This window comes from Bartonella sp. LJL80 (assembly GCF_054871565.1).
The window spans coordinates 95,057-119,586 of sequence record NZ_JBTXLM010000001.1; the positions used below are offsets into that span (position 1 = coordinate 95,057).

General features: G+C 51.2%; 20 protein-coding genes. 3 read left to right on the top strand and 17 right to left on the bottom strand.

Going from position 1 to position 24,530, the window contains the following annotated elements; genetic code table 11:
- Positions 1–173 precede the first annotated feature (173 nt).
- The 3 genes from edd to zwf are packed head-to-tail and all read right to left on the bottom strand — an operon-like array spanning position 174 to position 4,281.
- Positions 174–2,003, bottom strand: coding sequence for a phosphogluconate dehydratase (gene edd / locus ACYSNS_RS00435; RefSeq protein WP_461721164.1), 1,830 nt, complete (start codon positions 2,001–2,003; stop codon positions 174–176).
- A 24-nt stretch (positions 2,004–2,027) separates the two neighbouring features.
- Positions 2,028–2,795, bottom strand: a complete 768-nt coding sequence (pgl, locus tag ACYSNS_RS00440) for a 6-phosphogluconolactonase (RefSeq protein WP_461721869.1) — start codon at positions 2,793–2,795, stop codon at positions 2,028–2,030.
- A 10-nt stretch (positions 2,796–2,805) separates the two neighbouring features.
- Positions 2,806–4,281 (bottom strand): glucose-6-phosphate dehydrogenase, encoded by a 1,476-nt coding sequence (gene zwf / locus ACYSNS_RS00445; RefSeq protein ID WP_461721165.1) that lies wholly within the window; start codon positions 4,279–4,281, stop codon positions 2,806–2,808.
- A gap of 181 nt (positions 4,282–4,462) precedes the next feature.
- Here zwf and ACYSNS_RS00450 point away from each other — a divergent pair, with 181 nt between their 5' ends.
- Together ACYSNS_RS00450 and ACYSNS_RS00455 are read left to right on the top strand one after the other, a co-directional pair.
- Positions 4,463–5,215 (top strand): glucose 1-dehydrogenase, encoded by a 753-nt coding sequence (locus ACYSNS_RS00450; protein ID WP_461721166.1) that lies wholly within the window; start codon positions 4,463–4,465, stop codon positions 5,213–5,215.
- A gap of 27 nt (positions 5,216–5,242) precedes the next feature.
- The gene (locus tag ACYSNS_RS00455) at positions 5,243–5,383 is read left to right on the top strand and encodes a hypothetical protein (RefSeq protein ID WP_461721167.1); all 141 of its coding nucleotides are present in this window, start codon (positions 5,243–5,245) and stop codon (positions 5,381–5,383) included.
- A 151-nt stretch (positions 5,384–5,534) separates the two neighbouring features.
- Here the strand turns inward: ACYSNS_RS00455 and ACYSNS_RS00460 are convergent, their stop codons facing one another.
- The 6 genes from ACYSNS_RS00460 to ACYSNS_RS00485 form a co-directional block, all read right to left on the bottom strand.
- Positions 5,535–6,818: an NAD(P)/FAD-dependent oxidoreductase gene (locus ACYSNS_RS00460; RefSeq protein WP_461721168.1), complete on the bottom strand. Its 1,284-nt coding sequence runs from the start codon at positions 6,816–6,818 to the stop codon at positions 5,535–5,537.
- Positions 6,819–6,935: 117 nt separating this feature from the next.
- Entirely contained in the window at positions 6,936–8,363 is a 1,428-nt protein-coding gene (locus tag ACYSNS_RS00465; RefSeq protein ID WP_461721169.1) for a glutamine synthetase family protein, read from the bottom strand.
- Between the two features lie 333 nt (positions 8,364–8,696).
- Positions 8,697–10,592, bottom strand: coding sequence for a bifunctional sugar phosphate isomerase/epimerase/4-hydroxyphenylpyruvate dioxygenase family protein (locus tag ACYSNS_RS00470; protein WP_461721170.1), 1,896 nt, complete (start codon positions 10,590–10,592; stop codon positions 8,697–8,699).
- Positions 10,593–10,702: 110 nt separating this feature from the next.
- Positions 10,703–11,908 carry a 3-oxoadipyl-CoA thiolase gene (pcaF, locus tag ACYSNS_RS00475; protein ID WP_461721171.1) on the bottom strand — a complete coding sequence of 402 codons (1,206 nt, stop codon included), beginning with the start codon at positions 11,906–11,908 and terminating at the stop codon, positions 10,703–10,705.
- 9 nt (positions 11,909–11,917) lie between these two features.
- On the bottom strand, positions 11,918–12,622 hold the full coding sequence (locus ACYSNS_RS00480; RefSeq protein WP_461721172.1) for a 3-oxoacid CoA-transferase subunit B: 705 nt from the start codon (positions 12,620–12,622) through the stop codon (positions 11,918–11,920).
- Complete coding sequence (locus ACYSNS_RS00485) at positions 12,619–13,326, bottom strand: 3-oxoacid CoA-transferase subunit A (RefSeq protein ID WP_461721173.1); 708 nt, start codon at positions 13,324–13,326, stop codon at positions 12,619–12,621. Before ACYSNS_RS00485 ends, ACYSNS_RS00480 begins: the two co-directional genes overlap by 4 nt.
- Before the next feature lie 140 nt (positions 13,327–13,466).
- Here ACYSNS_RS00485 and ACYSNS_RS00490 point away from each other — a divergent pair, with 140 nt between their 5' ends.
- Positions 13,467–14,222 (top strand): IclR family transcriptional regulator domain-containing protein, encoded by a 756-nt coding sequence (locus tag ACYSNS_RS00490; RefSeq protein ID WP_461721870.1) that lies wholly within the window; start codon positions 13,467–13,469, stop codon positions 14,220–14,222.
- A 387-nt stretch (positions 14,223–14,609) separates the two neighbouring features.
- Here the strand turns inward: ACYSNS_RS00490 and pobA are convergent, their stop codons facing one another.
- The 8 genes from pobA to ACYSNS_RS00530 form a co-directional block, all read right to left on the bottom strand.
- A complete protein-coding gene (gene pobA, locus ACYSNS_RS00495) occupies positions 14,610–15,782 on the bottom strand; it encodes a 4-hydroxybenzoate 3-monooxygenase (protein WP_461721174.1) in 1,173 nt (390 codons plus the stop codon).
- Positions 15,783–15,813: 31 nt separating this feature from the next.
- Positions 15,814–16,182 carry an NIPSNAP family protein gene (locus ACYSNS_RS00500; protein WP_461721175.1) on the bottom strand — a complete coding sequence of 123 codons (369 nt, stop codon included), beginning with the start codon at positions 16,180–16,182 and terminating at the stop codon, positions 15,814–15,816.
- Positions 16,183–16,188: 6 nt separating this feature from the next.
- The gene (locus ACYSNS_RS00505) at positions 16,189–17,922 is read right to left on the bottom strand and encodes an FAD-dependent oxidoreductase (RefSeq protein ID WP_461721176.1); all 1,734 of its coding nucleotides are present in this window, start codon (positions 17,920–17,922) and stop codon (positions 16,189–16,191) included.
- 24 nt (positions 17,923–17,946) lie between these two features.
- A complete protein-coding gene (locus ACYSNS_RS00510; RefSeq protein ID WP_461721177.1) occupies positions 17,947–18,975 on the bottom strand; it encodes a 3-carboxy-cis,cis-muconate cycloisomerase in 1,029 nt (342 codons plus the stop codon).
- Between the two features lie 133 nt (positions 18,976–19,108).
- Positions 19,109–20,512, bottom strand: coding sequence for an MFS transporter (locus tag ACYSNS_RS00515; RefSeq protein ID WP_461721178.1), 1,404 nt, complete (start codon positions 20,510–20,512; stop codon positions 19,109–19,111).
- Between the two features lie 385 nt (positions 20,513–20,897).
- The gene (locus ACYSNS_RS00520) at positions 20,898–21,515 is read right to left on the bottom strand and encodes an NIPSNAP family protein (RefSeq protein WP_461721179.1); all 618 of its coding nucleotides are present in this window, start codon (positions 21,513–21,515) and stop codon (positions 20,898–20,900) included.
- A gap of 2 nt (positions 21,516–21,517) precedes the next feature.
- Entirely contained in the window at positions 21,518–23,266 is a 1,749-nt protein-coding gene (locus ACYSNS_RS00525; protein ID WP_461721180.1) for an FAD-binding protein, read from the bottom strand.
- Positions 23,267–23,423: 157 nt separating this feature from the next.
- On the bottom strand, positions 23,424–24,464 hold the full coding sequence (locus tag ACYSNS_RS00530; RefSeq protein ID WP_461721181.1) for a Gfo/Idh/MocA family protein: 1,041 nt from the start codon (positions 24,462–24,464) through the stop codon (positions 23,424–23,426).
- Positions 24,465–24,530: the final 66 nt, after the last annotated feature.

Consider the following 24,530-nt stretch of genomic DNA (forward strand, 5'->3'; position numbering starts at 1 on the left):
TCAATCTAATCCGATCAGATCAAAACGCGCTCTAAGCGCTGCACGACAAACCAAGGTTAATATGCTGCGTGGTTCGTAGCATATCCATCTGACAATAAGCGGCCGCTTCATTGCGGTTCGTATTGATCGCCATGTGATCTGATAACAAAACCGCTATACGCTGGTTTGGCTTTTCACGAATGCCCAACCACCACGCTTGCGCCTTGATCGGCACGATTAACAAATTGCCGGAATGCGCGGAAGAGTTCGCGGCCTGTGCCGGTTTCGTTGGCAGACAAATCCGGCTTGTCAATTGGGCGTGCGGTAAAGGCTGCTTCATCTTCCAGAATTGTCAATGTGCCATGATTGGCATCGAGCCGAACAATGTCACCATCTCTCAATTTCGCGATCGGGCCATTATCCAATGCTTCCGGCGTGACATGAATGGCGGCAGGTATTTTGCCCGATGCGCCCGACATGCGCCCATCCGTCACCAGAGCAACCTTTTGTCCACGATCCTGAAGCACGCCCAAGACTGTTGTCAGCTTATGCAATTCAGGCATGCCGTTTGCTTTCGGCCCCTGATAGCGGATAACGGCGATAAAGTCTTTGCCATCAAGCTCACCCGCTTTGAAAGCGTCCTGCAAACCAGCCTGATCATTGAAAACCCGTATCGGTGCCTCTACCAACCAGCGTTCCGGCTTAACGGCGGAAACCTTGATAATTGCCGCCCCCATATTGCCGGATAATATCCGGATACCGCCGTCGGGCTGAAATGGTTTTCGCCATCCTGAAAGAACATTGTCGTCGCCGCTTTGCTTTGCTGCCGGTTCGCGCGTGACGGTGCCATCGGACGCGAGCTTGGGCTCGCTGGCATAGGCGTGCAAACCTTCGCCGAAAACGGTCCTTACATCATCATGCACCAATCCGGCCTCAATCAGCTCGCGAATCAGAAAACCCATTCCACCGGCTGCGTGAAAATGGTTCACATCGGCAAGGCCATTAGGGTAAACGCGTGCAAGCAGCGGCACATTGGCAGAAATTTCAGCAATATCGTGCCAAGTTACGGAAATACCTGCGGCGGCGGCCATGGCAATCAAATGGATCGTATGGTTGGTTGAACCACCTGTGGCATTCAACCCGACAATGGCATTAACAAAAGAACGTTCATCAATCATCGCACCGGCGGGCGTATAATGATTTCCAAGTGCCGTAATCTGCAAAGCGCGTTTGGCTGCTTCGCGGGTCAGCGCGTCGCGTAACGGTGTATTTGGATTGATGAAGGAAGCACCAGGCATATGCAGTCCCATCATCTCCATCATCATCTGGTTGGAATTGGCTGTTCCATAAAATGTACAGGTACCCGGACCGTGATAGGACTTTGATTCAGACTCCAGAAGCGCACGCCGGTCGACTTTGCCTTCGGCATAAAGTTGGCGAATTTTTGCTTTCTCGTCATTGCCCTGTCCGGTTGTCATCGGGCCGGCAGGAATGAAAACACCCGGAAGATGGCCGAAGGTCAGGGCGCCAATGACCAAACCCGGAACAATTTTATCACAAATACCCAGATAAACCGCTGCATCAAACATGTCATGCGAAAGGCCAACAGCGGTGGCCATGGCAATGACATCGCGTGAAAACAGCGATAACTCCATGCCATTATAGCCCTGTGTAACGCCATCACACATGGCAGGAACACCACCGGCAACCTGTGCGACACCGCCGGCCTCGCGTGCAGCATCCTTGATAAGTGCAGGGAAGGTTTCAAATGGTTGATGGGCCGAAAGCATATCATTATAAGCGGTAATAATGCCGATATTGCCGACGACATCTTCCTTCAACCGTTCTTTATCAACAGGCCCGCACGCGGCAAAGCCATGCGCCTGATTGGCACAACCAAAAAAACTACGCTTAGGCCGGTTGCTCGCAGCTTTGGCAATCTGGTCAAGATAAACTTCGCGCTTGGGCTTGGACCGCTCGCGAATTCGATCGGTGATTGCAGCGATTGTGCCTGAAAGAGCCATCTTATAACCTCGTTATTTCTCTCGTTACATGGTTATTGTATCGAAAAGTGTTGCGCTGCCATCGGGTTCTGTCCGGTCGCCTTCTGCCGGTGACCAATAGACCTGCAATGGATGCACCGCATGTTTCAAGACCGCGCGAATTGGCATATCCAATTCCGGCCCGTCTTGCAGCGCCTGATCAAAACTGGCCAATTTGCCATGCCCCTCCAATTGCAGTGCAATGAAGCGCGCCTGACTGATGACGGGCAATGTCAGCGTCAAGCGTGGTTCGCCAACGCCGCGGGCATGGATGGGCAAAACCAACGCACGTGATTGCGGATCCAAAGCTTGCTTCAAACGATCGCCACCGGGAAAAAACGAGGCTGTATGTCCATCAACGCCCATTCCCAAAACCACGACATCGAAGGGTTGGGGCAAGCCATTTATGCGGCTGGCAGCAGAAAACGCTGAAAGCTCTGCGGTTAAAGACTTATGATAGAGACCATAAAACTTGGCTTTGGCAGCAAAATGTTGCAACAAATGGTTGCGCACAAGCCGCTCATTTGACCGTTCATCCGTCAGCGGCACATAGCGCTCATCGACCAATGTAACAAGGATGTTTTGCCAATCAATATCTGCCTTAGCAAGATAGTGAAAAAAAAGCTCGGGCGTCTTCCCTCCGGAGACAGCCAAAACAGCCTGCTTACGTTCAACGACAGCCACGCTTAATTCTGCCGCTACACGGTCGGCCAAGGCCGACGCGAGCGCCGCAGGTGAATCAAAGTTCAACCGGTTTATATCCATTCCACTCATCATTTCTGCCTTAAACAACATCATTCCATGTGCGGCCATCGCGTTCGATCAGCGCAATCGAACGGGAAGGCCCCCACGTGCCAGCCGTATAGCCTTGGACGGCAAGCTTTGTTGCGTCCCAGCCTTCATGGATAGGGTCAACCCAGCGCCACGCAGCCTCAACCTCGTCGCGCCGCATGAACAGGGTTTGATTGCCTCGCACAACGTCCATAAGCAGCCGTTCGTAAGCATCGGGGTTACGCTCCGAAAACGAGTCGGCAAAGCTCATATCCAACGGGATATGACGCAAACGCATACCACCCGGACCTGGATCCTTGATCATCAACCACTGTTTGACACCTTCATCCGGCTGCAACCGGATAACCAGACGGTTAGGTACAATCTCACCCGCATCGTCACCGAAAATATTATGCGGTATGGGTTTGAACGTGACAACGATTTCCGACATGCGTGTCGCCATCCGCTTGCCAGTGCGCAAATAGAACGGTGCACCTGCCCAACGCCAATTATTGATGTCAACCTTCAGCGCAACAAAAGTTTCCGTATTGCTGGCATCCTTGCCAAGGTCTTGCAAATAGGAACCTACCGGCCCGCTAGTTGATGCACCGGCAAGATATTGCCCGCGAACGGTATTATTCATCACATTGCGGCTGTCTATCGGCGCGAGAGAATGCAGCACTTTCAACTTTTCATCGCGCACAGCGTCGGCATTATTGGCCGATGGCGGTTCCATTGCCACAAGGCACAGCAATTGCAACATATGGTTCTGCACCATGTCGCGCAATGCACCCGCATTGTCGTAATATCCGGCACGCCCCTCCAAACCAACGGACTCGGCAACGGTGATCTGCACATGGTCAATATGGTTCGAATTCCACAACGGTTCATAGAGAGCATTGGCAAAGCGCAGCGCCATGAGGTTTTGAACTGTTTCCTTCCCCAGATAATGGTCGATGCGGAAAATTTGGTTTTCGCTGAAAACACCAGCAAGCGTATCATTCAAAGCGGTGGCCGTTTCAAGATCCCGCCCGATTGGTTTTTCAACGATGATGCGTGTTCCATCGGTGACCAGACCGTGCTGCCCCAATTTTGTGGCAATATCCCCGAAAAGGGACGGGCTGACAGCCAGATAGAATGCACGTATTTCGGCAGCGTCCTTATTGACGGCCTTTTTAAGGTCTGCCCAACCTTGCTGCGAGGTCGCATCAACCGAAACATAGGTTAAACGTTTAAGAAAGCGCTCAAGCTCTTTCTTATCAATGTCCTTGGAATCGACATGCTTCTCGATCGCTTTACGGGCGAAATTCCGGTATTCGCTATCACTCATGGCCGAACGCGATGTGCCGATAATGCGGGTCGGTTCGGTAAACTGGCCAGTACATTGGCGATGGTAGAGTGCGGGAATAAGCTTTCTTTCGGCAAGGTCGCCCGCGCCGCCAAATACAATACAGTCAAACGGGGGTATGGGAATAATTTTGCTTACCATGGAATTTTCCAGTTCTATGATCCGGCTTTTGCGAGTCGTCGGGCACCACATTGATATCAATTTATATAGAGCAGACATGTACTGAACAAGCTATTAACTTTCTTCCATTCTAATGGGACAAAATGACAGTCTGATCATAAAGATTGTCGAAACGGCATAAAGAAATGGCAGGCAATAGCAAATGAACAAACGACTAGCAGGAAAAACAGCATTGATAACCGGTGCGGGTGCGGGTTTTGGTGCGGCGATGGCCAAACGCTTTGCAGCAGAAGGAGCCCAAATTGCCGTTGTCGATATCAACCCTGTCCATGCCCGCAACATTGTCGAAGAAATCGGCGATAATGCCATTGCTATCACTGCGGACATCTCACATCTTGGTGATGTCCACCATATGGTGGAAGCAACTGTCGCGGCATTTGGCCGTATTGATGTTTTTGTTGCCAATGCCGGCTTTACCCATCGTCGCATGCCGTTGGAACATGTCAGCGAGGATGTGTTTGATCTGGTACAAGCGGTCAATGTCAAAGCGCTTTATTATGGCGTGCAAAGTGTTTTGCCCGTTATGGAACGCCAGAAAAGCGGTGTCATCCTGACAATGGGAGCGATTGCGGTTGAGCGTCCACGCAGTGGGATGACATGGTTTACCGCGGCCAAAGGCTGGATTATGGCCGCATCGCGCGCCATGGCTCTGGAACTTGCAGACCGCAACATAAGGGTAAATTGCCTTTGCCCCGCCGAAGCCGACACCCAAAGCCTGCAATCTTCCTATGGTGATACAAGCAAACAAACGGTTGAGCAATTGCGTGCGGAAATTCCACTGGGGCGACTTTCAACCCCTGAAGATGTAGCCAATGCAGCGCTCTGGCTGGCATCTGACGAAGCAGCCTTTGTCACCGGCGCTGTTTTACCGATTGATGGCGGTTATCGGCTTTAAACAGCTAAACGCTTGCAAAATATGCCAATGGTAGAAGCCGCATACTCGCTAGAGCAAATCTTCTTTTTGCTGGGGCATGGATTTGCTCCAGATTTTTTATTTGTCGCATTGTCCAACGAAAAAGCCGATTCAGCTTTTTCTGGAAATGCGCTTATTGCCGTGGAGTAAACGGCTCGAAGCTTTTTCGATAGCTTCAAGCGCAAATATATCGCGCGCCCAAAGAGCAGGACAAAAAATGCCGGTGGAGTTTTCTCAAAAATTGATCCTCGGCAAACTTTTGTTGGCTTGCTTGGTAATCATGGTGTGCGGATTACGCACATCAGAAGCGATCCAACAAGGCAAACCAGTTCATCGCTAAAAATAGCAGCGGCTTGCGCAAAGCCGTTCCGCCGGGAAAGCGCGAAATGTCCAGATCTTTAAAACGCTCCAAACGCTCGGTTTTTCCCAATACCGTCTCCGCGTAAAGCTTGCCCAGAAACGGTGCCATCATCACCCCGTGGCCTGAATAACCGCCGCAATAGGTGACACCGGGCATCACATCATGCACATAGGGCATGCGCTCCACGGTAATGGCAACTGTCCCGCCCCAACAATGGGTAAGTTCCATCGCTTGCAATTTCGGATAGATCTCCGCAATCTGACGGCGGATACGGCTTTCAAGGTCGCTTGGTACTTGATCATCATAACTTTCAGCACCACCGAAGAGTAGGCGATTATCAGCGCTTTTGCGGAAATAACGCACCACAAAGCGCGAATCGTCAACAGCCTCATTGCCTGATAAAACCGTACTGTCGAGCGGCAGCGGCGATGTCGCACCGATATAGGATCGGATCGCCACGATATGACGCTCAACAAGATGCTGCAAACCAAGGTCATAAGCATTGGTTGCCAATAGAACACGATCGGCGGTGATATAGCCGTCTTCGGTCGTGACAATACACTTTCCATTATGACGTCTCAATGCCGTGGCCGCAGTCCCCTCATAGAGCTTGGCACCTGCGCGGCTGGCTGCTTTGGCCAGCGCCACAACCAGCTTGAGAGGATTGACATGACCCGTTCCGGTATCGCGGATACCGGCATGATAAAAGTTGGAGCCGAGCCGGTCAGCCGTTTCTTGCTTATCCATAAACTGCAGATGGTTATAACCATAGCGCTGCATGGTTTCGATATGCGCCTGATAGGCGGCAACTTCTCTCTTTTTATGGACGAGAGACATCTGCCCGGGGACAAAGTCGATATCGACAGCGGGATCTGCATTGAACTGCATGAGATCTGTTTTGGCGTCTTCTGCCAGATCGAAAAGAGCTTTCGCCCTTTCAAATCCGTATTGTTTTTCGAGTTTTTCAACCCATTGGCGTTGTCCCGTTCCCATCTGCCCGCCATTGCGGCCCGATGCACCATCGCCAAAGCGTGCACCGTCAATCAGGACAACGCTGACACCTGCCTTGGCAAGATGATAGGCCGCCGACAATCCGGTAAAACCGCCGCCGATAATCGCCACGTCACAATCAGCTTTTTCAACAAAGAAGGGAAAGGACGGACGTTCCCCCAAACTGTCTTCGTACCATGACACGCCGGGCGATATCTTGTTTTTTTGCACCATGACGCAACTTCCTAGAGCATTTTCGAGCCAAAAGTCGAAACAATTTTTGTGTATGAACAATGCGACAATATAATGAATCTAGAGCAAATTCGTGCACCATCATTCAGTGAAATTGCTCTAGACATTCAGCAGGAGATATTCACGCTCCCACGGGCTGATGACTTCCATAAAGGTTTCAAATTCCTGACGTTTGATCGCAGCATAGGTGGTTACAAAAGCATTGCCCAAAAGCGCACGCAGGGTAACATCCTGTTCAAACAGCGAAACGGCATCAATCAGTCCGCGCGGCAATTCAATATGGTCGGCATTAACGGTTTGCGTTGCCGGTTCATCCGGCTCCAATTTTTCACGCAGACCAATCAAACCGCATGCCAATGAGGCCGCCAACGCCAGATAGGGGTTGGCATCAGACGAAGGGATACGATTTTCTACACGCCGCCCCTGCGGGACGGAGCGGGGAACGCGAAACGCCGTTGTGCGATTGTCATAGCCCCAGCGCAGATTGACCGGTGCCGAAACATCAGGAATGAGCCTGCGATAGGAGTTCACATAGGGTGCCAGCATCACCAGAACGCTGGACATATGTTTTTGCAAACCACCGATGAAATGACGGAAGGCTGCACTTTCGCTTCCATCCTCGTTGGTAAAGATATTATTACCGGTTTTCTTGTCGATAATTGATTGGTGAATATGCATAGCCGAACCGGGCTGCCCCTGTATGGGCTTGGCCATAAAGGTGGCATACATATCATGTTTCAACGCAGCTTCGCGTATCGTCCGTTTAAACATAAAGACTTGATCGGCCAGTTCGACCGGATCGCCGTGACGCAGATTGATTTCAAGCTGACCGGCGCCTTCTTCATGGATTAGCGTGTCAATTTCAAGCCCTTGCGCTTCCGAGAAATGGTAGATGTCATCTATCAGCTCGTCAAACTCGTTGACACCGGCAATAGAATAACCCTGCCCGCCGCCAATGGCGCGGCCTGAACGCCCGACTGGTGGGGTCAACGGATAATCGGGGTCGGGGTTTTTCTGTACCAGATAAAACTCGATCTCCGGTGCAACAACTGGCTTCAGCCCCATTTTGGTATAAGCTGCAACAACATTGCGCAATACATTACGCGGTGTAAAATCAACGCGGCTGCCATCCTGATAGACAAGATCGCAAATGACCTGCGCTGTCGGGTCATCTTCCCATGGCACAACACTGAGCGTCGACAAATCCGGTTCCAGACGCAGATCGCCATCATTTTCAGGATATTCAAAGCCGTTGCCATCTTCGGGATAATCGCCAGAAATCGTCGCCATGAAAACAGCCGAGGGCAAAGCAAGCGATGTATCGGAGGTAAACTTCTTCGACGGCATCATCTTGCCGCGTGCCACACCAGCCTGATCGGGCGTGATACACTCGATATCTTCAATCCCGCGATAAGCCAGCCATTCAGAAACCTGTTTCCAGTTTTTAACACCGCGTTGGTTTTTCAGAAAAGATGGAATGGCCTTGCGGCGCGTGCGTTTAGGCTTTTCGTTGTTATCAGCAACCATGGAACACCAATTTTTAAAAAAAGGAAATATGGATTTTCCTATTCGACTTTCAACCTTTTATTGCATATCGCGGTGCAAGGCCATGGCCTTTTGTCCAAAACCGTCGATTTCGTTGCTATCATGGCCGTATGACTGGTTTTCTTATCGCGATCTATCGGCATGCCTATGCCTTTTGCCATTGAGAACAATGGCAGGTCTGATTGCGCCTTGGGGACTGCACACGCAGCACTTAGAGCGCTTGTCGACCTGATGCAATCCGGCCGGCGCGTCTCAAGCTTTTAGTTTGTCGCGATATCTTATCCAATTGATGTTTCTCAGCAATGGGGAACCGCTCTAATGTTTTGGCATGCCTTTTTGCCTGATCTGTTTTTTCTGCGCAGCGATGCGGAAGATCGCATTTGGCGCACCATAGCCGCCATAACCATCGCGCTGGACAATCTCGAAGAAAAAGCCCTCGCCATAGGTTTCGCTATAGAGCTGATAATATTCTCCTGTCTCATCGCGATCATAGAGAATATTTTCTTGTTTCAGCCTATCACAAAATATCTGCTCCAATCCGAACCTTGCTTCAATATCGTCATAATAATTGGCGGATATGCGCAAGGTTTTAAAGCCATTGGCACGAAGAGCTTGCGCTGTTTTGAAGATATCTTCGGTCTTGAAAGCGATATGCTGAATACCAGAACCATGCTTATCGGCAATGAAATGTCCGGCCAATGTATGTCTATTATCGGCTCCATTCATCGTGATGCGTAGCGAGCCCGCGCTATTTTCTATCACTTGCGAGCGTATGATGCCGGCGGGATCGACAATGTCGACAAGCGGTGTTTTTCGGGTATTGAAAAGCGTATTATAGAATAAAAGCCATGTCATCATCTCGTCGAAGTCAACACTTTGGCCGATATGATCGAACTGTAAAAGTCCGGCATCCATAGGGAGTTTCACACCGTCCGATTCAATAGGGTCAAAATCCGTCTGATCGAATGTATTGGTGTGGGTTTTACCGTCAAGGAAATAGATCACCCCGCCGCCAACGCTTCTGACGGCCGGAATATAGGCCTGCCCTTCAATGGCGGCTTGCTCAAACTCGACAGCTCCAAGCGCTACAGCCCGTTTCAACGCTGCAGCGGTGTCATCAACGTTGAGCGCTATGGCGTAGGCCATAGTGCCATGCAAGGCGAAAGAAAGGTTTGAAAAGCCGCCTTTATCACGATTGATAATAAGTTTGATGGTTCCTTGCGTCAGCAAATCGACATTTTTGGTTTTATGCCGACCGGTTAATTTGAACCCCATTTGTCCGAGCAAGGCAAGCAGCGCCGCTTCTTCCGTTTCATCAGTTGAAAATTCGATAAAGCCGATGCCGTGGACATCGATAGGCGCTGGCATTTCGTTCAGCGTCAGCGAACCGACGTTACGGGTACGTCGCACAGTGTCGGCGAGATTGATAAGCGAGCGCTGACCGTCATGGGCGATGGCATAGGGCGAACCACCGCGAAAGCGATCATTGAAAATTTCCAATGAAAAATAGCCATCATAACCGGTCTCGGCAACTGCCGCCATAAAATCTTTAACCGGTAATCCGCCCTCGCCCGGCATATTACGAAAATGGCGGCTCCAGAAAAGAAGGTCCATATCGATCAAGGGTGCGTCGGCAAGCTGTACGAAAAACAGTTTTTCCTTCGGAATATCCAATATTGATGCAACGTCGATACCGCGGGCCAAAGTGTGAAAGCTATCAAGAATGAGACCGACATTGGGGTGGTCGGCCTTTTGCACGATCGCCCAGGCATCACGATGGTCGTAGACATGTTTTCCCCATGCCAAGGCTTCATAGCCCACTTTGATTCCATGCTGGCGCGCCAGCTCGCCGAGCTGGTGAAAATCTTCTGCAGCGCGTTCAACACCGGCAAGACACACAGATGAAAGGTTTGAACAAACCAGAACCATATCGGCTCCAAGCCGGTTCATGACATCGAATTTTTTCTGCGCACGCTCAAACGCCCTACCGCGATAGGGTTCCGGCATCCCTTCAAAATCCCGGAAGGGCTGAAACAGCGTGATGGCCAGACCATAGTCGCGTACCATTTGGCCAACTTGCAGTGGTGTGGCATCATAGGTGAGAAAATCATTTTCAAAAATCTCCACACCGTCGAAGCCGGCTTTCGCGATTGCTTCCAGTTTTTCAGGCAAAGTGCCGGCAATGGATACAGTCGCTATCGAGGTTTTCATAAATCAGCTCCCTTTCTTGCCGACATAGATGGGGACATGTGTAACTGTGGTTGCTTGCGATATTTCTAAACTGCTCTGCTTCCTATTGGCGACCCCGCATTATTTTCCGGTCACACACGTTCCAAAGCAATGGCAATACCTTGTCCAACGCCGATACACATGGTGGCCAAAGCACGTTTCTTGACACCAAGAGACAATTCCAGCGCGGCTGTACCGGTGATGCGCGCACCCGACATTCCAAGCGGGTGGCCCAGTGCAATGGCACCACCATTGGGATTGATATAGTCGGCTTTCTCATCCAGCCCCAACTGACGCAAAACGGCAATGCCTTGGCTTGCGAAAGCCTCATTCAACTCGATCACGTCGAAGTCTTGCGGTGTCATTCGCAAGCGCTGGCAGAGTTTCTGTGTGGCAGGTGCAGGCCCTATTCCCATGATACGCGGCGGTACACCGGATGCCGCCCCGCCGGTAATGCGGGCAAGAGGGCGCAATTGATATTGCCTGACAGCTTCGGCTGACGCAATCAACAAAGCGGCCGCTCCGTCATTCACGCCCGAAGCGTTACCCGCAGTCACGGTGGCACCGTCCATGCGGTTGACAGGCTTGAGCTTCGTCAAAGCTTCCATGGTGGTTGCCCTGGGATGCTCATCGCGTGATACGCTTATCGGATCGCCTTTGCGTTGCGCTACCATGACCGGCGTGATTTCACGATCCAAGCGGCCATTTTCCTGCGCGGCCGCAGCTTTTTGCTGTGAAGATAGCGCGAATGCGTCCTGGTCATGGCGTGATATGCCAAAATCAATTGCGACATTATCGCCGGTTTCCGGCATGGAATCCACGCCATACATTGCTTTCATCATCGGATTGACAAAACGCCATCCAATTGTCGTGTCATAGATTTCAGCCTTGCGCGAGAATGCCGCTTCGGCTTTCGGCATGACAAACGGCGCACGCGACATGCTTTCGACCCCGCCTGCAATGACCAGATCCGCCTCGCCTGCCTTTATGCTGCGGGCGGCTGTCATCACAGCATCCATGCCAGAGCCACACAAGCGGTTGATGGTTGTTGCACTGATATTGATTGGCATATTGGCGAGTAACAAAGACATACGCGCAACATTGCGGTTATCTTCCCCCCCTTGGTTGGCACAGCCAAAAACAACATCATCAACGGCCTGCCAATCCACCGAAGGATTGCGCTGAACCAATGCTTTCAGCACGATTGCCCCCAGATCATCCGGACGAACAGAAGACAATGCACCGCCGAAGCGGCCTATCGGTGTGCGGATATAGTCGCAAATAAAAGCTTCACGCATCGTGGTTCCTCAATCCAATATCTCTTCAAGCGGTGGCACAACAAGATCGCCAACACGGCCATCGATATGGAGCATCGCGCCTGTCATTGCCTGTAGGTCATCCATGGAAAGGGCGCCCAGTTTTTCCCGCAGCACAAAATGCCCATCTTTAACGTCAATAACCGCATGACTGGTGTAAACACGCGTGATACAGCCGACACCGGTAAGCGGGAAGCTGCAGCGTTCAACCAGCTTCGGCTCGCCCTTTTTGGTCAGATGCTCGGTAATGACAAAAACCTGTTTGGCCCCATGGACAAGGTCCATCGCCCCACCGACCGCTGGCACGCCTTTGCTGCCAACCCGCCAATTTGCAAGATCACCATTTTGCGCAACCTGATAGGCCCCCAGAATCGCAACATCCAGATGGCCGCCGCGCACCATGGCAAAACTATCGGCATGATGAAAAAACGATGCACCCGGTTTCAATGTTACAGCCTTTTTACCGGCATTGATCAGGTCCCAGTCTTCCTGCCCTTCAGCGGGCGGCTCACCAAAGTTCAAGATGCCGTTTTCCGTGTGGAAGATAGCCTGCCGTCCTGTCGGTTGATAGCGCGCCACCATTTCAGGAAATCCGATACCGAGATTGACATAGGCACCATCGGCAATGTCTTGCGCCGCGCGCCATGCAATCTGTGCATTGGAAAGCTTGATGTCGTCATGCGTGTCGAAATTCATTGGTATACCACTCCCGCCCTGATAAGGGTTTCTTCCTGCTGCGGGTTGGCAACCTCAACCACTCGGTCGACGAAGATACCCGGTGTGATGACCTGTTCAGGATCGATATTGCCTGCCGCTTGCAATTGCGATACTTGCGCAATGGTCGTACGGGCGGCCATGCACATCAGCGGATTGAAATTTCTGGCGGCCTTATTATAGGTCAGGTTTCCCTGCACATCGCCAAGTCTGGCCTTGATCAGGGCGAAGTCGGCTTTCAGCCATCTTTCCTGCACGTAAGACCGGCCATCAAACTCGGCCACGGGTTTGCCCTTTGCCAATTCGGTGCCGAAGGCGGTTGGCGTGTAAAAAGCGGGAATACCCGCACCACCGGCGCGAATGCGCTCTGCCAATGTGCCTTGCGGCACCAGCTCGAGTTCAATTTCACCAGCCAGATATTTTTCCGTGAACGCACGCGGATCGGACGAACGTGGAAAAGAGCAAATCATCTTTTTCACCATGCCACGATCAATCATTGCGGCGATGCCGATCTTGCCATTGCCGGCATTATTGTTGATGACCGTCAGGTTTTTGGCGCCCTTGTCGATCAAGGCATGTATCAGCTCTATCGGCGCACCAGAACCGCCAAATCCGCCAATCATGACGGTAGCGCCGTCATCAATATCTTTTACAGCCTCGGCCAGGCTGCCGATTGTTTTATCCATGATGCTTTTTCTCCCAAGGTTGCGACATTGGAAGCCGGAACCTGACCGCCAAAATAAAAGATAAGAAGCTCGACGGCAATTTAATTATGCGATATACGATATTTGTACGACTATCGCACAAACGGATGAACAATATGGCAGTGAAAGAACGGGATTTCATGGGTGGTCTGGCCAAAGGTCTCAAGGTTATCGAGGCGTTTTCAGCTGACCATCCCAAAATGACGATCAGTGAAATATCTGAAATGACTGCACTGGATCGCGCAACAACACGGCGCTGCCTCCTGACTTTGGCCGAACTTGGATATTGCTCCTATGATGGAAAATTTTTTACCGTGACACCGCGGATATTGCGGCTGGGCACATCATGTCTCGCCGCAATGCCGCTGCCGCGCATTGTCCAGCCAAGCCTTGACCGTTTATCGGAAAAAATCCAGCAAAGCACCTCGGTGTCTATCTTGGATGCGGAAGAAATTGTTTATGTCGCGCGGGCATCACAACGGCGTGTCATGTCGATTTCATTGATGCCGGGTTCGCGCTTGCCGGCCTATTGCACATCAATGGGGCGTATCCTGCTTGCGGCCCTTGATGACGATGAAGCCAGTTCGATACTGTCGCAAAGCCATTTGGCCCAGCGCACACCCCATACAAAAACCGGACTTGCAGCCTTGATGGAAGAATTGCAAAAAATACGTCAACAAGGCTTTGCAACCATCAATCAGGAAGTTGAACTGGGTTTGCGATCCATTGCTGTCGGCTTAAAAAATCTGCGCGGCCAAACCATTGCAGCCTTGAATGTCGGTCTCCCTGTGACAACAGCATCAATGGAAAGCGAAGTTGCACGATATCTGCCAGAACTGCGCGCTGTACAAGCGGAAATGACCAATTATCTCAACTGATAGCGTTATTCCTCATGGGCCATGATGAGCGAGCTGACTGACGGTTCGACACCACAAATGCCAATACCATGAAGGTTTTCTCCTTCAAATCATCATTCACCATAATGTTTGCGTCTACCCGCAAAGGTGTAAAAATGGCGATTTGAGAGTGAAGCCGTTTCTGATAGAGTCATGGTTTCATTCTTGGCTTTTCTTCCGGCGTATTTTTTAAGCCAACAAGTCATTCAACATCTTCTGGAGATACTCTGAAGCGGTTCCCGATTGATGTGAATAGTCAATCGGATAAGATACCGCGACAAATCAAAAGCTTGAGACGCGCCGGCCTGATAGCATCAGGTCGAAAAGCGCTCTATTGCGCCATATCATTCAAATGAATAGGTCCTGACCCTAGAAGGCCAGGCCGGTATAGTTTTCTGCAAATACTTTTTGCGCCGAAGGTGAAGACACCAGGTAATCAAATTCTGTGCGCTGCATCCGACGATCAAAATCGTTGGAGTCCTGAAACCGATGCAGCATCATTGTTGTTGCCCATGAAAACCGTTCCGCTTTCCAGATGCGTGCCAATGCTTTCTGCGAATAGTCATTGATGCCAGCTTGCGATTTTTCATGATAATATTCCGTCAATGCATCGGATAGATAACGGATGTCGCTTGCTGCAAGATTAAGCCCCTTGGCACCGGTTGGCGGTACAATGTGGCCCGCGTCACCGGCAAGAAACAGCCGGTCGAAACGCAAAGGTTCCGCAACGAAGGAGCGCAGTGGCGCAATGCTTTTCTCAAGACTTGGGCCGGTTTTCAAGTTGCCTGCCGCCGATTGTGGAATGCGGCGGCGCAGTTCGTCATAAAAAGCATCGTCGCTCCAATCCTCGACATGGTCGGTCAGCGGCACCTGTAGATAATAGCGACTGCGCGTCAATGACCGTTGTGAGCAAAGGGCAAATCCACGCGGGCTGCTTGCATAGATCAGTTCCTCCGCGAGCGGCGGCTGGTCAACCATCAATCCCAACCAACCAAACGGATAAACACGCTCATATTCTTTTATATGATCCACCACCGTGCGGCGGCTGACGCCGTGAAAGCCGTCACATCCGGCGATGAAATCACATTCCACCCTGTGGGTCTGGCCGTCTTTCCGGTAGGTAACAACCGCTTTCGATCCTTGATATTGTTCAATCACCACATCTTCTGCCTCATAAACGCTGGGCGCACCGCATGCTGCGCGGGCAGCCATCAAATCGCGTGTCACTTCCGTCTGTCCATAAACCATTACCGCGCTTGCCACCAAAGACTTGAAATCGATACGATGGGTTTCGCCATCAAAAGCCAGCTCAACGCCATTATGGGCATGGCCTTCCTGCTCCATCCGCGCGCCTGCACCGGCTTCAATAATGAGTTTTCGGGCACCGTCTTCCAGAATTCCGGCACGAATGCGCCCCAGAACATAGTCGGGCGATTTACGCTCCAAAATAAGTGTATCAATACCGCGATTGTGCAAAAGTTGGCCCAATAAAAGTCCTGCCGGGCCCGCACCGATAATCACCACTTGGCTATGCTTTGTCATATCTTCCTCCTGAAATCCGGGCAGCTCTATTTTAGCGCCGCTCTCCGCTATTTTGCTTTATAAGGCTTGGTAATTCGCAAAGCCGGATCAGCCGGTCTTCCTGCGCATGGATCAAACCTTCTGATGCTTTTAAATATTGCGGCCAATCCGCATGATTATCGCGGGCGCGTCCACGCGCCTCGTAATCGGCCATGTCCTTATAGGCCCACAGATGCACCATCTGGTTGAGCGCACCGACATAGCTTGTATAAATGCCAAGCGGTTGCCCGATACATTCAATCAGGACAGGCATGGCAAGCCGGTCAAAAACATCAAGAAATTGCGGCATTTTGCGTGGCACGATCGTGTAGCTGCGCAGATCAACAAGCGGCCGATCAAGGGGAATTGTAAGCGTCATCATCTGACCTCAGGATTGATGCAATGAAACATTTTTGCGTGCTTTTGCCGCGATCTCATTGGCTGCGATAAAGCCGAAGGTGAGCGCCGGCCCAAGCGTAATACCGCCACCGGGATAGGCCCCGCCCATAACGCTGGCGGAATCGTTGCCGACAGCATAAAGCCCATGAATGGGCATATTGCTTTCGTCAAGCACTTGGCATCGACTATCGGTCATCAGGCCACTAAATGTACCAAGATCTCCCATTGAAATTTTAACCGCATAAAACGGTGCATTTTTAATCGGCGCCACACACGGGTTGGGATGATGATCGGCGTCGCCAAGGTAACGATTGAATGCACTTTCTCCGCGACCAAAGGCGCTATCTTCGCCTCTCTCGGCATCGACATTGAACGCTTCAACGGTCGCCTTTAATGCGGCTGCATCCATGCCCATCTTGGCAGCAAGTTCGGCCAAGGATCGACCTTTGACAAGATAGCCTGAGCGCAAGGCGGAAAATAGCGGCACCGGTGCAGGCTTGACATGACCTATACCATATTTTCGGATGGTTTTATGGTCTGCTATCAACCATGCCGATGTTTCCTCTTCATTGCCGCAAGCCGCAATCATGGCCTGACCGACATCATGATAGGATGCCGCTTCGTTGACAAAGCGTTTGCCCTTCGGTGTCACCATAATGAAACCAGGCTTATAACGGTCAACCAAATGCGGAAAGGCTGTAAATTCGTTTCGCCCCGTCTTTACTTTTGAAACCGGCATCCAAGCGGCCGCATCACCGTAATCCCAGCTGAAAACGCCACCTACCGCTTCTCCCATGGCAATTCCATCACCGGTATTGCTTTCTGGCACCGGCGTGAAATGCGTCCCATTGCGTTTTACATGGGGGTACACTTTGGCAATCCGTTTACTATCACGCGCAAACCCGCCGGCCGCAAGGATAACGCCATAGCGGGCATGAAGCCGCTTTTCTTCGCCGTCAATATCTGCAATGACGCCTTCCACACCATCAGCATTTTTCGTCAGCATGCGGACAGGTGCATTGGTAATCAACGGTATGGAAAGATTGAATACGGATTTAGCCAGACGGGCGGCAAGTGCATTGCCAGCCGTCAACGAAACTCCGCGCCGATAACGCAAAAGATGTGTCAGATGAATGCCCAAACGTTTGGCCACATAGAGAGCCGATGTGATAGAGCGCGTTACATTGAAAAAGTGCTTCAAATCGTTATTCGACGAATTGAACATCATTCCCATAAAGGTGATAGTTTTTAGCGGAGGCCGTAACCGCTGGAATTCGCCGCCCAATTCTCTTCCGTCAAAGGGTGCCGCTACGATAGAACGGCCAAGTTCTACACCGCCCGGCGCCTCGGGGTGATAATCGGGGTAAAGTGTGGGGACAAATTGTACATCCGTGTGCTTGGTCATGAAGTCAAGCATCTTCGGCCCGTTTTCGAGATAAGCGGCAACCTTCTCGCGGTTAAAGAATTTTCCGGTTTCGTGCTTTAAATATTGTTCGGCAGCCTGTCGCGTATCTGTTACACCTTTATCGGCATAGTAATGATTGCCGGGTATCCACAAAACACCCCCGGAAAACGCTGTCGTACCGCCATAATACTGTGCTTTCTCGAGAATGATGGGTTGCAGGCCATTTTTTCTGGCCGTAATGGCGGCAGCCATGCCAGAGGCACCGCTGCCAATGATAATCACGTCATAGGTGTCATCGCTTATGATAGATTTTCCCATTGTTTCCTCCCGCTCCTCATTGGTTTAAAACGTCACATTCTCCAAAAGCGCGTGTGTTTGTTCGAGTGCACCACCGGTAGCCACCGCCATCTGCGGCAAAACACACCATTCCAGCGTCCACGCCGCGCCCGACCTTTCATTCTCATGCACTTGCGATTGTGCGATTGTTCCAAGCAATCCGGCCTGCAAGCGGGCGATGGAAACAAGGATCTCGGCTTTAACCGGGTTATTTTTATGCGGCATCGCCGATGAAGTTCCACTATTGGCAAGACTGATGGCGTGAACTTCATTTTGTGCCATCAAGGCAATATCCTGACCGACCTTCCCCAGTGTCCCACTGATGAGACTGAAGATTTGTGCAATCTCGATGATAGCACTGCGGTCTGTCTGCCAAGGTTTTGATGCACATAGGCCAAGCCTTTGCGCCCAACTATTGACGATTGCAGTCGTCGATTGCCCAAAGGCGGCATTGTTCCCCACTGCCCCGCCGCTCTGCACGCAAAGAAGCGTTGATTGCGTATAAAGCAAGCGCGCCTGATGCTTCAACAAGGCTTCAATCCAGCTATCCAACTTATCTGCAACAAGCATCGGCAGAGCAATCTGCATCCGCGTATGCGCCATATAAGGCTTTTGACCAAATTGCCGTTGCAACCCATCAAGCCGCGCCAAAACGCGGCTCAATTTTTTGTTGAGCAGCCCGAAGACCTCCTTCAGCCTGATCATCAACGCACTGTCTATGATGTCCTGACTTGTCGCCCCTTTGTGCACATCGCCGGCATAGTCCTTACCCACCGCTTCACGCAGTTGCCTTACCAACTCCGGAATGGCTACACCGTCGCGTTGGGTAGCCTGCCTGATCTGCAAGACATCGGGCTTGAACTGTCTGGCAATCGCGGCAATATGCCGTCCGGCCTCAGTCGGGATAAAACCGGCCACAGCCTGAGCTTCCGCCAATGCCGCCTCGACCTTGAGCATGGATGAAAGCTCGGCATCAACGGTAAAGTATCTTTCGACTTCCGGATCATTGACAAGAAAATCTACAAGGCCGACCATCTATTATACTCCGGTTTCACAGTGATGATGAAAAAAGCTTTGCCTGCTACCGATTTGCCCACACAAAGCACGGAGACCTTTGGTCATAACGTCGCTGGAACTCTGGCGCGTTATGGCCTTTGCTCCCCCGCGCTCAGGTCGGCGAAACCGAATGAAGGATGGAACGCGTGCGCGCCCGCACGTAATCTTCCTTCGCCACCGGTTCAGCGTCCGCTTTGCCTAAATCCTCCACCCGAATGCGATAGGTTTCCCGTGAAAGATAGGTAGCAAGCCCCGACAGGCAGGTAATGGCAAAAGCAAAAAGACCGATTGTCAAAGGAATATTTTCCGATCCGGGTGGTGCGACAAGGGCAAAAACCGACGCCAGAAGCGATGCTACCGGCACGCCGATATTGTTGGAAATCGCAACCGCTGTCACGCGTACATTGGCCGGAAACAATTCGGGATAGTAACAAGGATAAATGGCGTTGAAACCCTGATAGATGACACCCCAACCAATGACAGCGTAGATGATCGCCAATGTCAGATTACCCTGGCCGATTGCATTCAAAAAGAAATAGCACATTGCACCCGAGCCAATAACGCCGAATATAGCAATAGGCCGACGTCCAATATGGTCTGAAATCATCCCCATGAACGGTGTGACCACCACCGCGACAATATTGGCCAATAAAGCAACCCAGAGAAACGAATCCTTGGGGATGTTAATGCCGTAAGCCGCCTGTGTTGCATAAGCACCGCCAAAAACAGTTATGACCACCGGAACGACATTATTGAGCGACATGAAGCTGACCTTTATCATGTCGCGCCAATGGTAGCGCAAGGCAATCTTGACCGGTGCGTGGAGCTTTTCGCCTTGCTTTTCGGCTTCGGTGAAAACCTTTGTTTCGCTGACATGGCGACGGATCATAATGCCTGCGATAATGACAAAGACGGAAAGTAGAAACGGTATGCGCCAGCCCCATGTCATAAAGGCATCATTGGAAAGAAACGCCGCAAAAGGAATGAATATGCCTGCAGCCAGAAGCTGGCCGAAGCTGATACCTTGTTGGGCGAAACTGGCGTAGAAGCCGCGTCGTCCCATTGGCGCCTGCTCGAGTATGAGCGAACCTGCGCCAGACATTTCCCCGGCTACAGCAAACCCTTGGACCAGCCGCAGAACCACCAGAAGAATGGGGGCTATGATACCGACCTGTTGATAGGTCGGCAAAAGGCCGACACCGATGGTTGAAACCCCCATGAGAAACATACACAGGATCAAAACACTCTTGCGTCCGTGCCGGTCACCCCAATGGCCCAGACAAAACGCACCGATCGGACGCGCTATATAGCCGACACCATAGGTAGCCAATGATGCGATAATGCCAATCGTCGGATTACCGCTTGGAAAAAACAGTGTCGGAAAAACAAATGATGCCGCCATGGCGTAGATAAAGAAATCATAATATTCCAGCGTCGAACCGATCCAGCCGCTGGCTGCGGCTTTGCGTGATTCGGTTTTTTGGTTCGCGGCTTTTTGTTCAGCTGATACGACCATACTCACTCCTCCTGTTTATGGCCGATTTCTTTTGACAATGCGTTCGGCTTTCTCCCGCGCCGATGCTGTCCACAGCATTTCCTGCATTGTAGCGAAATCGTCTTCTAGACTGACCCTTTCGTCTTCTGGCACGCGACAGAGGACCTCCATCCAGCATATCGCGACCTTCATTTTTATATAACCACACAATAATTAATAGTCAAAAAAATTCTTTTATTCATAACCTCAAGGTTATACTGCAAAAAGATATAGTTATATTTGTGCTTTGTATGGCAAGATAAAACCGCCAGAAGCTTATCTGGCGGTTTCTATGGCTAGGCATTTGATCCTCGCAACAACGTCAAAACCGCAAACGGTCAGCATTGATTGCAGGAATGCCAAGCTTTTACTTCAGCGGTGAAATATCCAGCGGCACGATAAGAGCGGAGCGCATATCGGATGTCAGCCATTGCGGCCCGCCTTTTGGCGGCCACACCCCTTGTTTGACTGAATCGCTGCGCAAATCAAACCGGTCACTGGCTGTTTTATAAGGCCAGATATGGGTAATCCTCGGGCAGCCATCGATACTATACATGGAGATGGTAAGCGGCGAGATTTTTTGGCGCGCTGGAACAGCACTTTCCCATGCTGCAAGGATATGCGGCAGACCGCCATGTTTATAAATATAGCTGCGCAACTCGTAAATCGGCCCGAAAGCACCCGCTTCGACCGGCTTTAGAAATGGAAACGGGATATAGGAATCGAGCACCAGCTCGCTCATCCATTCCGATGCACCGAAAGGATTGGACGCATTCAGAGTTCTGTGTCTTTCCGCCTGTAAATCGGCATCACTGTCAAAGCCACGCAAAACGGTTACCTGATTGAGTGTACCAACTTCGGTTGCAAAAGCACCCAGTAGCTTGCCTTTTGCACCGCTCGCGCCGCAAAAAGCCTCAATTGCCGGCGCAGCCTTGCCGGCCGCCCCCATGGATAATTGCAGTGTTGCGATTTCATAACGTTGCATAATCAGCCTTCCTTTGCGTTGTCATTTGTATCATGAATTTTACCGGCAGCGAATTTGGCAATGCGCCAACCGAAAACAATTGCCGGACCAATGGTTGTACCCGGCCCCGGATATGTGCCGCGGAATATGGAAGCCGCATCATTGCCGCATGCGAACAAGCCGCCAATCACGCCGCCCTTTTGGTCAACAACACGGCCAAATTCGTCACATTGAAGTCCCGCGGCACTGGCAAGGTCTGATGGGCGCACTGCAACAGTATAAAACGGGCCGCTGCCAATCTTGCGCAAACAGGGATTGGGGCCGACATCAGCATCACCGTTGAAACGGTTCATCGTGCTGGTTCCACGGCCAAATGCGGCATCATCGCCGCTTGCGGCATAGCGATTATAGCTTTCAACCGTTTGTTGCAGGTTGGCGGCATCCACATCGATCTTTTCCGCCAATGCCGACAATATCGGCGCAGAGATGACATAACCGGCCTTCAACAGCTTTTGAAGGCCGACGCCACCCGGTAAAACAAGGCCAAGGCCGTATTTGTGGATAAACGCTTCATCAGCGACCAGAAATGCAGGAATGCTTGGAACGATTTTGTCAGCCTCAATCGCGCCCATGCAAAAATCATGATAGCTGTCGGATTCATTGACAAACCTTTGACCGCTTTTATTGATTGCCAATAGGCCGGGCTTGGCACGGTCGAGAATAATATGCGGCCAAACTGCAATGCCACCATCTGCTTTCCGGTAAGATGAACACGGCATCCACAAAGCCGGACTATCGCCGCCATCATCAAGTTTGGCACCAATAGCAATAGCTTGGCTTACGCCCTCGCCACGATTGGTCTGAGGAGCAAGGCAATAATCGCGTGTTCCTTCCGGATAAAGCTTTTCACGCAATTCCTTATTCCAGGCAATACCGCCAGTTGCCAGAACGACACCTTGGGAAGCAAAAACTTTATAACAACCGCTTGGGCTATCAACCACCGCTCCCACGACCCGTCCATTTTCAATAATGAAGGACTTAAGCGCCGTATCGAATGCTATCGCAACATTTTGTCTTTTGAGGCTATAAAGCAAGCGACCAACCAGTGCATTGCCCATAAGAAGCCGCGTTCCGCGTGCGTAGCGCAGGCGGTCTTTGAGGTAGCGCATCACGATTTTGCATGTAGTGGTAAAATTGGCGATATTGGCGAAGCGGTTTAAAATGGCTGTCAGTTCATCACGCCCGACCATCATACCGCCCAATCCCATAAATTCCGGGCGGGGCGGTCGGATGCGGTTGAAATCCTTGCCTAGCAACCGACCATCAAAGCCTATAGGTGAAAGGGCGCGGCCGCCGAAAGCGCCGCCCTCTGCCTCGATATAATCAGGATGCGCTTTTGCCGCCACAAATTTGACATCGGTTTTGCGCTCCAGCTCGTCAATTGCCAAAGGGCCTGATTGCAAAAAGGCACGTCGAAGCGCTTCGCCGCCACGGTTCCCCACAACGGCTGAAAGGAATCTCGCAGCATCGTCGGCGCTGTCAGCCACCCCTGCTGCAATGCTTGATTTTGTCCCCGGAACCCATGTTGTCCCGCCGGACGTGGCGGTGGTGCCGCCAACCTGATGTGTTTTCTCACAAAGCAACACATCAAGACCTTCAATTTTGGCCATCAACGCGGTCGTCATGCCGCCCGCACCGGCACCAAACACCAGGAGATCAACTTCGCGGTCACGGTTTATCGCCGTTGAATCTGTCACCTCAACATCCACCATGGCTTATCGCCTCTTCAGGGAAGCAATACCCCAATATGCGTTGGCGACATTGGGTGAAATCATTTTTCCAACACTGCCATTCCAACAAAGGACAGTTTGACTTGTTCTATGCGGCTTAAAGTTTTTATCCATTGTCACTTTACCCTGCCCTTTGAATTTATGAATGAAGATGAATCGTCTGGCCGGTGCGCGCAGCTTCCTTAACGGCAAAGGTCGCACGCAGCGTTTCCAAACCGTCCCGTCCGCTTACAAGCGGTTCAGCACGGCCTAAAATCACATCACGGAAATTTTGCAATTGCAAAATCAGTGGATCAATGCGCGCAATATCGTTGTTTTCCTGTTGCAAGTTTTCCGCCCAACTGCGTTCACCGCGGTAGTTCCACAGTTCAAGACTGGGTAACGCCAATGATCCATGTGTTCCGCCAATGAAATGGGCATTTTCTTTTACTTGAGGAAAAGCCGGATTTTCCTGCGCGGTCATGTCCCAGCTCCACGGTGCGCAAATGGAATCCGATATGGTGAATGTAGCAATCACACCGTTTTTAAAACGCAGAATTGCGCCACAGCTTTCTTCATTTTCAAAGCCGCGGATACGCGTGGTTTCAGTGGCTTGGACACTTGCCACATCGCCAAACAAATAGCGCAGACAGTCGACATCATGGATCATATTGACGAAAACCGGACCTGCACCTTTTTCACGACGCCAAGCTGCCGAAAAATAGCTGTCCGGCTTCATAATCCAGAACATGCAATGCGCTGCCAGAACAGTACCAAGCCTGCCCGATTCGATAATGTGTTTGGCAGTTTGCAACATCGGATTATGGCGGCGGTGATGACCAACTATCAGTGCAACATTGTTTTTTTCGCCGGCCTCGACCAATGTCAGCGCCTCATCAACATTGTCGGCGATCGGCTTTTCCATCAAAATCGGAATTTTTGCCTCTATCGCCTCCAACCCATTGGCAACGTGATACTGATTGGGTGTTGCAACAATGATACCGTCGGGGCGCTGTGATGCAAGCAGTTCACCAATGGTGCGAAACCACGGAACGTTGATGGATGCGGCATAATCGCCGGCGGCTTCCACGGGATCAACAATGGCTGATATCTCAACCTCGTGATTCTGGTTGATAATATCAATATGCCGTTTACCGATAACACCGGCCCCCATCAGTGCGATTTTGACACGCTCATTCATATTGCCCTCTCTCCCCATATTGTTTTTTGTCTTCGACCGTAAATGGATGGCTTTCACATCCGGGCG

What these genes read in the sequence shown, in the direction of transcription:
- edd (WP_461721164.1), bottom strand. Translation starts at nt 2,003, where the DNA reads ATGGCTCTTTCAGGCACAATCGCTGCAATCACCGATCGAATTCGCGAG.
- pgl (WP_461721869.1), bottom strand. Translation starts at nt 2,795, where the DNA reads ATGAGTGGAATGGATATAAACCGGTTGAACTTTGATTCACCTGCGGCG.
- zwf (WP_461721165.1), bottom strand. Translation starts at nt 4,281, where the DNA reads ATGGTAAGCAAAATTATTCCCATACCCCCGTTTGACTGTATTGTATTT.
- ACYSNS_RS00450 (WP_461721166.1), top strand. Translation starts at nt 4,463, where the DNA reads ATGAACAAACGACTAGCAGGAAAAACAGCATTGATAACCGGTGCGGGT.
- ACYSNS_RS00455 (WP_461721167.1), top strand. Translation starts at nt 5,243, where the DNA reads ATGGTAGAAGCCGCATACTCGCTAGAGCAAATCTTCTTTTTGCTGGGG.
- ACYSNS_RS00460 (WP_461721168.1), bottom strand. Translation starts at nt 6,818, where the DNA reads ATGGTGCAAAAAAACAAGATATCGCCCGGCGTGTCATGGTACGAAGAC.
- ACYSNS_RS00465 (WP_461721169.1), bottom strand. Translation starts at nt 8,363, where the DNA reads ATGGTTGCTGATAACAACGAAAAGCCTAAACGCACGCGCCGCAAGGCC.
- ACYSNS_RS00470 (WP_461721170.1), bottom strand. Translation starts at nt 10,592, where the DNA reads ATGAAAACCTCGATAGCGACTGTATCCATTGCCGGCACTTTGCCTGAA.
- pcaF (WP_461721171.1), bottom strand. Translation starts at nt 11,908, where the DNA reads ATGCGTGAAGCTTTTATTTGCGACTATATCCGCACACCGATAGGCCGC.
- ACYSNS_RS00480 (WP_461721172.1), bottom strand. Translation starts at nt 12,622, where the DNA reads ATGAATTTCGACACGCATGACGACATCAAGCTTTCCAATGCACAGATT.
- ACYSNS_RS00485 (WP_461721173.1), bottom strand. Translation starts at nt 13,326, where the DNA reads ATGGATAAAACAATCGGCAGCCTGGCCGAGGCTGTAAAAGATATTGAT.
- pobA (WP_461721174.1), bottom strand. Translation starts at nt 15,782, where the DNA reads ATGACAAAGCATAGCCAAGTGGTGATTATCGGTGCGGGCCCGGCAGGA.
- ACYSNS_RS00500 (WP_461721175.1), bottom strand. Translation starts at nt 16,182, where the DNA reads ATGATGACGCTTACAATTCCCCTTGATCGGCCGCTTGTTGATCTGCGC.
- ACYSNS_RS00505 (WP_461721176.1), bottom strand. Translation starts at nt 17,922, where the DNA reads ATGGGAAAATCTATCATAAGCGATGACACCTATGACGTGATTATCATT.
- ACYSNS_RS00510 (WP_461721177.1), bottom strand. Translation starts at nt 18,975, where the DNA reads ATGGTCGGCCTTGTAGATTTTCTTGTCAATGATCCGGAAGTCGAAAGA.
- ACYSNS_RS00515 (WP_461721178.1), bottom strand. Translation starts at nt 20,512, where the DNA reads ATGGTCGTATCAGCTGAACAAAAAGCCGCGAACCAAAAAACCGAATCA.
- ACYSNS_RS00520 (WP_461721179.1), bottom strand. Translation starts at nt 21,515, where the DNA reads ATGCAACGTTATGAAATCGCAACACTGCAATTATCCATGGGGGCGGCC.
- ACYSNS_RS00525 (WP_461721180.1), bottom strand. Translation starts at nt 23,266, where the DNA reads ATGGTGGATGTTGAGGTGACAGATTCAACGGCGATAAACCGTGACCGC.
- ACYSNS_RS00530 (WP_461721181.1), bottom strand. Translation starts at nt 24,464, where the DNA reads ATGAATGAGCGTGTCAAAATCGCACTGATGGGGGCCGGTGTTATCGGT.